13 protein-coding genes are annotated in these 9,475 nt (G+C 66.8%); 1 reads left to right on the top strand and 12 read right to left on the bottom strand.

All coding sequences use genetic code 11. The features are described 5' to 3' along the window. Positions 1–2: 2 nt before the first annotated feature. From AC13FN_RS06580 to AC13FN_RS06555, 6 genes are read right to left on the bottom strand one after another with little or no spacing between them, the layout of a single operon-like run. On the bottom strand, positions 3–1,037 hold the full coding sequence (locus AC13FN_RS06580; protein WP_482984779.1) for a hypothetical protein: 1,035 nt from the start codon (positions 1,035–1,037) through the stop codon (positions 3–5). Beyond that, positions 1,034–1,309 carry an Rz1-like lysis system protein LysC gene (gene lysC / locus AC13FN_RS06575; RefSeq protein WP_482984780.1) on the bottom strand — a complete coding sequence of 92 codons (276 nt, stop codon included), beginning with the start codon at positions 1,307–1,309 and terminating at the stop codon, positions 1,034–1,036. Before lysC ends, AC13FN_RS06580 begins: the two co-directional genes overlap by 4 nt. After that, positions 1,285–1,719, bottom strand: a complete 435-nt coding sequence (locus AC13FN_RS06570; RefSeq protein WP_482984781.1) for a hypothetical protein — start codon at positions 1,717–1,719, stop codon at positions 1,285–1,287. Before AC13FN_RS06570 ends, lysC begins: the two co-directional genes overlap by 25 nt. Then, positions 1,706–1,948, bottom strand: a complete 243-nt coding sequence (locus tag AC13FN_RS06565; protein ID WP_458242423.1) for a hypothetical protein — start codon at positions 1,946–1,948, stop codon at positions 1,706–1,708. Before AC13FN_RS06565 ends, AC13FN_RS06570 begins: the two co-directional genes overlap by 14 nt. Continuing rightward, a complete protein-coding gene (locus tag AC13FN_RS06560) occupies positions 1,945–2,262 on the bottom strand; it encodes a hypothetical protein (protein WP_100446478.1) in 318 nt (105 codons plus the stop codon). Before AC13FN_RS06560 ends, AC13FN_RS06565 begins: the two co-directional genes overlap by 4 nt. Further along, positions 2,259–2,750: a glycoside hydrolase family 24 protein gene (locus AC13FN_RS06555; RefSeq protein ID WP_482984782.1), complete on the bottom strand. Its 492-nt coding sequence runs from the start codon at positions 2,748–2,750 to the stop codon at positions 2,259–2,261. Before AC13FN_RS06555 ends, AC13FN_RS06560 begins: the two co-directional genes overlap by 4 nt. Positions 2,751–2,869: 119 nt before the next feature. On the opposite strand from AC13FN_RS06555, the gene AC13FN_RS06550 reads away from it, so the two are divergent. Further along, on the top strand, positions 2,870–3,328 hold the full coding sequence (locus AC13FN_RS06550) for a hypothetical protein (RefSeq protein ID WP_482984783.1): 459 nt from the start codon (positions 2,870–2,872) through the stop codon (positions 3,326–3,328). A 642-nt stretch (positions 3,329–3,970) separates the two neighbouring features. Here AC13FN_RS06550 and AC13FN_RS06545 read toward each other — a convergent pair. Genes AC13FN_RS06545 through AC13FN_RS06520 form a run of 6 tightly spaced genes read right to left on the bottom strand, consistent with a single transcriptional unit; the run spans position 3,971 to position 9,475 of the window. Next, positions 3,971–6,088 carry a hypothetical protein gene (locus tag AC13FN_RS06545; RefSeq protein ID WP_482995103.1) on the bottom strand — a complete coding sequence of 706 codons (2,118 nt, stop codon included), beginning with the start codon at positions 6,086–6,088 and terminating at the stop codon, positions 3,971–3,973. Between the two features lie 11 nt (positions 6,089–6,099). Next, positions 6,100–7,263 (bottom strand): hypothetical protein, encoded by a 1,164-nt coding sequence (locus AC13FN_RS06540; protein ID WP_482984785.1) that lies wholly within the window; start codon positions 7,261–7,263, stop codon positions 6,100–6,102. 1 nt (position 7,264) lies between these two features. After that, on the bottom strand, positions 7,265–7,921 hold the full coding sequence (locus tag AC13FN_RS06535; RefSeq protein ID WP_482984786.1) for a hypothetical protein: 657 nt from the start codon (positions 7,919–7,921) through the stop codon (positions 7,265–7,267). Beyond that, complete coding sequence (locus AC13FN_RS06530) at positions 7,918–8,355, bottom strand: hypothetical protein (protein WP_482984787.1); 438 nt, start codon at positions 8,353–8,355, stop codon at positions 7,918–7,920. Before AC13FN_RS06530 ends, AC13FN_RS06535 begins: the two co-directional genes overlap by 4 nt. Continuing rightward, entirely contained in the window at positions 8,352–8,966 is a 615-nt protein-coding gene (locus AC13FN_RS06525) for a hypothetical protein (RefSeq protein ID WP_482984788.1), read from the bottom strand. The genes AC13FN_RS06530 and AC13FN_RS06525 overlap by 4 nt, the downstream gene beginning before the upstream one ends. Further along, positions 8,966–9,475 (bottom strand): hypothetical protein, encoded by a 510-nt coding sequence (locus AC13FN_RS06520; RefSeq protein ID WP_482995102.1) that lies wholly within the window; start codon positions 9,473–9,475, stop codon positions 8,966–8,968. Before AC13FN_RS06520 ends, AC13FN_RS06525 begins: the two co-directional genes overlap by 1 nt.

Genomic DNA, 9,475 nt, shown 5'->3' with positions numbered 1-9,475 from the left:
CCTCAGGAGATGCGGACGCAGAGGACGGAACCGTTGCGGTACATCGCACCGACAGCCACACCAGCGGCAGCGGCGGCGGCGTCGTCAACGGCGTTGGTAAGGCTGACCAGTGACGCGGCGGCCACGAAGTCGGTGGCGGCGTGCGTGGCGGCAGTGCCAAGGCCGAGGGCGTCGGCGATGTCGGTCGCGGTCACGTCGCCCTGCAGGCCCACCACGGAACGGGTGGCGTCCACGTCTGCGGCGTCCAGCGAGACGGTGCCGGTCTGACCGTTCACGGATTGCACCAGGTCCGGCGGCGTCCGGAGCAGCGTCCAGTCGGCCATGGTGCCGGCGCTGCCGCCGTTCTGGATGTAGGTGCGGCTCTGGTCCGTGCGCACGGCAACATCGCCCTCCTGCGCATCCAGCGCCAGCTGCGCGGCCTGGCTGTTCACCACAAAGGTGGACGTGATCGCCAGCGCCGGCAGGTACTGCGTGGGGATCTTGCTGGCTGCGTCCAGCGGCGCTAGGCCGTTGGCGGCGCCCTTCTGTGCGGTGATGCGCGCATCGGCCCGTGCATCAGCACGCGCGGCGGTGAAGTACAGGTTGCTGCCACCCTCGGGAAGGTCGTCGGTGCTTGCCGCCGCGGTGGCGATGACACGGCCGTACACGTCGCGGGTGATCTTCACCAGCGCCTGGCCGTCTTCGGTGTTGCCGACTTCTTCCAGCCGAACAACGGTATCGCCGTCCCGGCCGTTGCCGTTGACGATGGTAATGCCGCCGCCGGGGCGGAAGGTGCGCATGCGCCAGTCGGCGGGACCGACCAGTACCGGGTACCCAATCCCCGACAGCTGGGCCAAGGCCACGATGTTGCGCGGCACGCCGGACAAGCTATCCCAAGGCGTGCTGCTGTTGCCGGTGCCGCCGCCGAGTTGGGCCGGATCGATCAGTGTCTTGCCATCCGCCGCGTACAGGTTGACGCCCACGATCGCGCCCTTGGTGGCATCTGCGTTGATGTTCACCACACGGCCGAGATTGTCCTGGAGCTTGACCTTGCTCACGGCTGGGTCTTCCCCTCGCCCAAGCTGCGGATCTCGCCCATGCGGCTGTCGCAGTCCTGCAGGGTGACCAGGTTGGCGTTGTAGGCGGCCACCACCGCCTCAACCGTGCGGGACGTGGCGCGCTTTGCCGCGCACGGCTTGGTCAGACGGGCGTCGACCGGTACCTGCTTCTCGACAGGGACCAGCACCTTTTCGGGAATGGCCGGTCGCTGCGGCGCGCTGGCACAGCCGGCCAGCACCAGCAGGATCAAAGCAGCGGGATGGAATCGCACAGGGTCTGCTCCAGTTGTGCCCGGCACGCGGGCTGGGTCTTGGCGGCCTGCAGGGCCTTCTCGGCGGCAGTGGCGCGGCGCTGGCCGTCCGCCGCTACCGCTTCAGCACGGCGGGCCGCGGCATCGGAGGCCTTGCGCGCTGCCTCGGCAGCATCGATCGATGCCTGGGTCTGTCGGTTCACCTCCTGCAGCAGTTCGCCTGCGGCGTTGGCCGCACGCAGGTTCTCGGCTGCCTCCGCGCGTGCGCCGTCGAGCTGGCGCTGCACTGATTCGATCTGCTCCCGGTCAGCAGCAGCCTGCCGATCAGCCCCTCGCTGGCACCCGGCCACGAAGATGCCACCGGCCAGCGCGCACCAGAGGCCAATGCGGATCAGACCCACGTAAGGGCGAAGCGGATCAGGGATCAGCATGGCGGCTGCCCCTCGGCTTCTGCTTGAAGCTGGTGGCCACCGGGACCAGGAAGGCGCCGCCGACGGCCAGGCCGCCCAGCACGATCAGACCCCACTCGGGAAACAGGTTCTGTGCGCGCTCCGGCATCAGCGCGTAGGCGCCAAGGGCAGCAGCCGCAGCCGCCGCAACAGTGGCCAGCCAAGTGCTGGCCCTACCGGCAACCCCTCGCCAGTTGAATCGGTCCTTCACTTCAGCCCCCTGAGCTGCTTCAGCTCCTTGATGTCGGCCTTGTTCTGCTCGACCTGCACGGCCTGCTTGGCCAGTTCGAGCTTCAGCGCCGGCACGTCGGCCAGCTGCGTGTTGAAGGTCTGCAGCTGCTGCTGCACGGTGGCCATCTGCTGGTTCGTGACCTGCTGCTGGGTCAGCACCGCCTGCATAGAGCTGATCAGCCAGTACCCGCCAGCAACAATGAATCCGGCGAAAGCGGTAACGAACCACTTTTCCACCGGGCCGAGGGAAACGCGGGTGCGGCCGTCCTGGCTCGGCTGGGCTTCCATGCTCATACGCCCCCACCCAGAGTGCCGCCGGCCTTCTTGTAGATCTGCCGCAGCTTCTCCAGGCTCTGTTCGTGCTGGCCGTAGTTGGCGCCCGGCAGGCTGGCCCACTCTTTGGCACACAGCGCCACGGCACGGTCGAACTGGCCAGCCTTCACCGCATCGAGCGCGCGGCGGCCGCGGATCAGCTCGATGCAGCCCTTGTCCTGGCTCAGCGGGCCGAAATCGGGCAGCTTCAGCCGCGCCTTCAAGGTGGCCCAGGTCCGTTTCAGGAACTGGTACCGGCCAGCAGCAGTTGAGCTGAGCGTGGAGTTCAGCCGTACCAGCCGTTCGGGGTGCTTGCTGAGGTCGGAGAACAGGCCGCCGCCCACCAGGACGTCGTAGCCGTGCTGCTGGGTCGGCTGCCGGCCGTTGTCGGTCCCCTCGGACCAGGCCAGCATGTCCAGGAACGCCACGACGTTCTGCCCGCCCGCCTCCTGTGCTGTGATTCGTGCCACTGTCGGCCCCCTTGGAAGTGATGGGCCTACGGTGCCTTCAGGGGGTGGCGGTTCAATGGGCGCTGGACGCGAGGCCCTGGGCGCGGGCTAGAATCCGGGCTCCAACCAAGGAGATGGTGATGGCGCTACCTCTGCATTCATTTGAACGGATACCGACCACCGAGGCCTCGGCGGGTGACCTGGTCTACATCTTCAACGGCTGGTGGCTAAGGCTCGAGAACGAGGAAGGCGAGGACAAGCGAGGGCTCATTTTGTCCGGCCCGGAGGCTGGAAAGATTGGGAAGTGGCCTGTTGCCAATGGCATTCGTATCGCACACGGAAACGGATGGCAGGTCCTCGCGAAGATCGATCTTGCAGCTACAGGGAAGCTTCCGGCTGTCTCGATTGGCGAAGAGGGTGTTACGTTCCACGGCCATGAATGGCACATTCCTCAGATGCAATCTTCCTTTACGACCCTCGGACAAGAAACGCTGTCGCGGCGGGAACCATGGGAGTACATCAGCACTTTCAGCATCTGGCTGACGGACGATGATGGAAAACCCTTCGGGACGGAGCCTGTCTTCACTGTGGGTGAGTGACGCAACGGCCCGGGCAACCGGGCCTTTCCTTTTGTACGGGGCCCGCCGGGGCTGGTGGTACCATCCGCGTGCCCGGGATGGCCGGGTCAGGGAGGACCTATGAGAATTTCCATGCTCGTGCTAATTGCCTGGGCAAGCGTTTCACTTCCTATGAGCGCTAGTGCGGACCAATTGGAAGATCGCTTCCAAGCGTTCGCCCGAATCACCTATGCGTGCAAGGCGCAGTATTTGATTGACTCGGGCCTTGCTTCCAGCCTCATCCGAGCCAATGTCGGATCTCTCTCATCACATTGTGAATGCGTAGCTTTGACTGCTACGGCAAGCCTCGCCGATGCTGAGATTCAGGTTGTTCTAAATGGCACAGATCCTCAAAAGTCTCTCGAAATACTGAGAAACAACACTGCGGCTTGCGTCCGGATGGGCAAATAGGCGTGCCAGAGAGGCGGCCCGCCGTTTGGCGGCCTGGCATCGCTGCACCGACAGGGAATGACTATGAGCGAAGACCGATTCAAGGGAACTGGTGAGTTCCACCCGGAAAAGGCTTGGAGCGAGATCCAGCGCAAGGACTGGGAGCGCAAGCATGAAGCTAGCGGCCGTGGTGGCGGCCGCGTTGCCATCTACCTTGTAGCGGGGATGATTCTTCTACTCGGCGGCCTGGCCGTTCTCTTCTTCCGCGTTCCTCAGCTGCTCAGCAATCTGCTGTAGGTCCGGATCGTTAGTGTTGGCTGCAATGTTTCGCAGCGACGCCAGGCTGCCAGCAACTGACCCGATCGGAGCAGTGGTAGCCCTGGCCAGCCACTTCACGAATCGCGGATTCACCATCGCCCGGGCGACAATGTTCGCCCCCGCGCCACTTCCAAGCAGGCTCGCAGTGGACACGCCACTCACGTCCATCAGGGACGCGACCAGCGCAGCGCCGTAGGTATATGCAGCAGCACGGTTTGCGCTGCCACTGGGGTTGGCGAAAACCTGCGATCCGCTCTTGATGTTGTCGGCCACCCGCGCGATCTGGTCCATATCCTTGGCGAACCCCGGGCCGTAGTGGCCGAACAGTTCCCGCCGCGCCTCGTCGGACAGCTTGCTCCAGTTCGTCATGAACGTGCCTGGGCTGAACTGCTCGGCAGGCAACCCGGCCTGGCCAGGCGTCGGACGGCCCATGCGGTTCAGCACTGCGGCCGTCAGGGACTTCTTCCCATCCTCCGGCAGGGCTTCCATCACCCGCTTCAGCGTGGTGCCGCCCTCACCAGCACCGGCCATCACGGCGTTGTAGACCTTCTCCGGGCCGCCAGCCTTGTTCACCACGCGCTCCAGCTGCTTCAACTGTTCCTGCGTTGACTTGAAGTAGGCGTTCGCGCGCGCCAGCGCCTCGGGTGCCTTGCCACCCTGAGCCTGCACAGCGGCCTCGATGTCATCCCCCATGGCCCGGTACACGCCGCGCAGCTGCGAGGTGGCGCGGTCAGGGGTCAGAGTGAAGTCGAACAGGCCATTCCCCAAGTTCGACCGCAGATCCTTGAAGGTCTGGTAGGGCAGCGCGGTGCCCCCCTCACCAAGGTCCGATGCGATATTGCGAGCCAGCTGCGTGACTTCGTCCGGGATCATCGATGCCGCAGAGGCCGGTGCACCGGGATCGACCGCGGTCAGCCGGGCCAACTCGGCGTTGGTCCGGTCCAGGCGCACTGGGGTATCCGACGGCACCAGCTGGTCCACGGCGTCATACAGCGCCCGGCGGCGTGCGGTGACGTCACCCTTGAAGGCCGCGACGCCCTTTTCGATGGCGGTGCCGGCGTTTTGCCGGGTGGGATCTGCCGCCAGTGCGCGCGATCGCTCCCCGAGGTTCCTGGCGATATCGTCGCCCTGCCCCTCGGCGAAACGGCGCATCACCCCCGAGCTGGTCGGCGCGCCCGCCAGCAGGTTTTCCACACCCTGCAGATTGGTGTTGCCCGATGCCTGGCCGACGGAGGGTGTCGTCCCCAGCGCTTCGAAGTCGGCGATGGTGTTCCGCATAGCCTCGCCGGAACGACCGCGCACTGCACCTCGCACAGCTGCAGCGCCGCCCTGCATGAGAGCCGCCGGGCCGATGCCGCCGGCGAGCGCGGCCGCCAACTGGCCAACAGGACCTGCGCCGCTCTCTCGGGCCAGCCCGGCCGCACCAGAACTGCCGATCGTGCTGATCGCCTGCAGCACCGGCTGCGCCGTGAGGAATTCTCCAGCGCGCTCGGCAAGGCCAGGTACTGCCGTGGGCGCCGGTGCAGCTGAGGTCAGCGTCGGTGCCACCCCACGCCCTGCATTGAGGGCTGCACCGCCGCCAAGCGTCAGTGCGGTACCGGTCAGCGCTTCGCCGACATCGCCCAGCACGCGGTCGCCAGCAGTCTGTGCCTGCGGCAAGCCCAGCACATCGGCCAAGCGCGCAGCGTTGTCGCGGAAGCCGGCCACGGGCCGGCCGGTGATCTTCGTTTCCAGCGCGCCCAGGGCATCGCCACCGAGGGCGCCCAGCAGGCTGCCGCCTCCCTGCAGCACCGAGCGCAGGCTGAACGCCGCATCCCTCAGTGGACCAGCGCGCCACCCATCGGCCTGTCGCCCGTCCGCCGTGCTGTCGACGGAAGATGTGACCTCGGAAAAGTCCGGCGGCAGCGCCTGCACCGCTGGCAAGTCGGTGACGGGTGTTTGCCCTCCGCCGAACTGTCGCTGCAGGACCGCGTTGATCTGGTCATCAGGCATGCCATCGGGAAACTCGGCGATGCTGCCGTCGGGCAGCTCCACTTCGATCGGCATTACTCGATCCTCCCCGTTGCCGGGTTGAAGCGGCGGCGCGCAGGGGCGGCCGGTGCCGCTACAGCACCACCGCCGAATGCCTCCACCGCGCTGGGCATTGCGCCGGGGCTGGTGGCGCGGCCGTAGTTGCCGTTGATCAGCGCAGCCTTGCGCTGCTGCAGCTCGACCGCCTGCTGGTTGAAACCTGCCAGGCGCTTCAGCGCCGCCGCCGCGGTGGCCGGATCGTTGGCGCTCATGAGCTCATTGGCTGCGCGCTGTGCATCGCCCTCGGTCTGCACGCCCTTGTTGAGGCGCAGGGACTCGTTGACGATCTTGGTCAGGTCGGCCTGCCATTCGTTGTAGTTCACGTCGCCGGGGGTAGCGATACCAGCAAACGTGCGGCCGCGCGCCAGCAACGAACTGGTTGGACTGACCCGCAGCGATCCATCTGCGAGGCGCTGAGCGTTCTTGCTGATGATGTCGGCCAGCACCTGCGTGCCTCCCAGGGCATCTTCCACGCCCAACAGCTCCTTCAGAGCCGACACAGGCAGTGGTGAGCTGCCGCCGGCGTTCTTTCCGCCTGGGTTCCATTGGCCAGCACGCTGCAGCGCGAACTGGGCGCCGTCGATGCCCATGGCCTGCCGGGTGCGCGCCGCAGATGCGAACGAACTGGCGGCGCTGGCATCTGAGGCGCGTGCACGGGCCGCATCAGCCAGCATGCCGGCGCGCCCCTGCTCGGTGGTGCTGACGCCGCCGCCGCCGGGCAGCAGTCGGTTGTTGATGAGGTTCTGGCCTTGGATAGCGGCCAGCTCGACGGGGCCGTTCGCCACGCCCATCAGGTAGGCGTTGCCGCCGCCGAAGTCACCGGCAAGCGATCGCGCCACCACGCCTTGGCGGAAGTCCTGTTCCTGCAAGTCGCCGCGGTATCCGCTGAGCTGCGTCGGGTTGAAGCCCGCTCGGAATGCATTGGAGAGCACGCTGGCCTGCTCGGGCGCATAGCCGGCATCGGCCAGACTGGCCTGGAACTGATCGCGCGCCATCGCCTCGTCGCGCTTGATCTGTGCACCGGCCAACAGGGTGGCCAACTGTGCGGCACGCGTCTGGCCAGCCTGATACGCCCGCTCCTGCACCGCGCCGCCGCCTGCAAATGCCTGGCCCAGAGAGGCCCATCCGTTCGTCGCCATCTCAGCGTCCCCACAGGTTCGAATTCTGGTACCAGGTGCCGGCCTGGTTGCCGAAGTTGGCTGTAGCGCCTGCATTGGTCTTGGGCTCAGCACCACCACGCGCTGCCATGCCGCTACCGATGCCCTGGGCGATCTGGCCAGCGGCGGTCAGCCACGGGTCGGGCCGAATAGCCTGCAGCCGGAGCTGCGCGAGGAAGTCATCGCTGGCCGCCTCGCGCCCGATCAGGCCCAGCTGCGACGCGAGATTCCCGCTCTGCAGCGCCTCGCGCCTGCGCTGTTGCTGTGGCGCGTCGATTCGGGCCATCAGGCCGGCGGCACGCTGGCCGTAATCGCTGATCCCCAGCGCGGCATCATTGGCCGACGCCCGGTAAGCGTCACTGACTGCGCCACCCTGATTCAGGCCCCGGCTTGCCGCCATCTGCGCGGCCTGCGACTGGTCCATCAGGCTGCGGGTGACATTGGCCCGCTCGGCGCTGCCGTCGTCGGTTGCGCGCTTGGTCAGCAGCTGGTTCACCGCATAATCGGCCCGCTCTTGATTGGCCGCCTGCTGGTAGATCCGGTTCGCCGCCTGGTTGTCAGCCTTCTTGGCGGCCTGGTGCTGCGTGTACTGCTGCGTTGCGGCGCCGATCACCGCGATGGCCGTTGCGACCCACGTCATGGCTGTGCCTCCAATTCCAGTGGCTCGTCGTCGGGCATGATCACCAGCGCCTCGATCCGCTCCAGATCCGTTTCGTCCGTGAGGTGGACGGTTACCAGTTCGCTCGGCGCGTGCGCGTAGATGGCGCGCTTCATGCCCGGCGGCGAGTCGATGACGTGGAAGCCCTCCAGCTCGACCATGCCGTCGGCGGTGCGCAGGGTGACGTGGCCGGAGACAATCAGGGCATGCCGGAAGCGATGCCGCTTCCCCACCACCAGGGCGCCGGCCGGCATCGACATACGGCGCAGGTACTGGCCGGGGAGGAAAGTGTGCTGCACCGGCATATCCGCCTGCGGCAGCTGCGCGCACAGGTCCTGTAGCTGCACGATGTCAGCCAGCGAAGGCTGGCTCACCAGCCGCGCCATGGTGCTGATCACATCAGGCATCGCGCTCATCGGGCACCGCCGTAGCCGAAGCCGGGCTGGTACAGCGTGTTGTAGACGTCGCGGAAGCCCCGGCGATCTGCAGCTGCCTCGCGGCTGCGGGTGTACACGTCAGCCAAGCCACCGAAGATCTCGCCCAGCGCATCAGCCCGCAGCCGGCCCTGCGCGGCCTGCAGGTTGCCCTGCAGCGCCTGCGCCGACTGCGTGGCGCCGCTGGTCAGGCTCATGCCGCCGGCGACCTGCGACAGCAGGTTCTGGCGTGAGGTCTCGTCCGATGCCTTCAGGTCGGCCAGCGCCCCCTGCGCCAGGCGCTCGGCATCCAGCACGCCGCGCTGATAGTCCTCGCCCAGGCGACGGTTGGCGTCTACGGCCGCAGATCCGCCGGCGAGGCCACTGCGGGCCATCGCGAACTTCAGGCTTCGGTCTGCCTGCTCCTTCTGCCGCCCCAGCTCACCGCCGTAGAAATCCCGAGTGGCGCCCAGGAAGTCGTCGTAACCGGCCTGGCGCGAGGGTGCGCTGTAGAGCCGGTTCACCTGGTCGGTGGCGCGATTGATGTTCGAGGTTCGCCATGCCTCGGTCTGTGCCGCGGCATTGGCCGCCTTGCTTCCGCTACTGCCGCCCATCAGGCACCTCGCATGCGTGAAAAGTGAGCGATGTCCTCGCCGTTGGCGCCCTGCCCGCTCCAGACACCTTCGTCCTGCATCCCCAGCGATCGTTCAAACCACTCGATGGCCGCCAAGCGGTCAGCCAGAGCGTTCACCTGCAGGCGGCGTGCGCCGGCCTCAAACAGCTGGTCGATCAGCCAGCGGCTGGCCTTCGTCATAGCTCGCCACTGCTCGGCCCAGCCCTGCTCCGTGCCAACCATCCACGATTGCCAGATGCCCGGGCCGACCGGCTCGAATCCACCAGCGGCAGCCGGCGTACCGTCGGCGCGCAGAACGGTGAGGGCATACGGGGAAGAAGTGGCCCAGGCGTTCACCAGGGCGTGTGCAGCGGTGTCGGGGCTGTAGGCGGTGCCGCCCAAGACGGCCCGGAACTGGCGCTGCTCTTCGTGCCGAAGAATGTCGGCCAACACCACCAGGTGGAGTGGCCGACAGGGCACAACATTGCGCGGGAGACGGGGGGAAATCAT

Source organism: Stenotrophomonas sp. 115C5, assembly GCF_056861055.1.
Note: the sequence above shows the minus strand (reverse complement) of the source record. Positions and strands in the feature narration are given on the sequence as shown.

Excerpts from the sequence above, each read along its gene's own strand:
- AC13FN_RS06535 (WP_482984786.1), bottom strand. The coding sequence starts at position 7,921 with ATGACGTGGGTCGCAACGGCCATCGCGGTGATCGGCGCCGCAACGCAG.
- AC13FN_RS06550 (WP_482984783.1), top strand. The coding sequence starts at position 2,870 with ATGGCGCTACCTCTGCATTCATTTGAACGGATACCGACCACCGAGGCC.
- AC13FN_RS06570 (WP_482984781.1), bottom strand. The coding sequence starts at position 1,719 with ATGCTGATCCCTGATCCGCTTCGCCCTTACGTGGGTCTGATCCGCATT.
- AC13FN_RS06525 (WP_482984788.1), bottom strand. The coding sequence starts at position 8,966 with ATGGGCGGCAGTAGCGGAAGCAAGGCGGCCAATGCCGCGGCACAGACC.
- AC13FN_RS06540 (WP_482984785.1), bottom strand. The coding sequence starts at position 7,263 with ATGGCGACGAACGGATGGGCCTCTCTGGGCCAGGCATTTGCAGGCGGC.
- AC13FN_RS06520 (WP_482995102.1), bottom strand. The coding sequence starts at position 9,475 with ATGATTTCCCCCCGTCTCCCGCGCAATGTTGTGCCCTGTCGGCCACTC.
- AC13FN_RS06530 (WP_482984787.1), bottom strand. The coding sequence starts at position 8,355 with ATGAGCGCGATGCCTGATGTGATCAGCACCATGGCGCGGCTGGTGAGC.
- AC13FN_RS06560 (WP_100446478.1), bottom strand. The coding sequence starts at position 2,262 with ATGAGCATGGAAGCCCAGCCGAGCCAGGACGGCCGCACCCGCGTTTCC.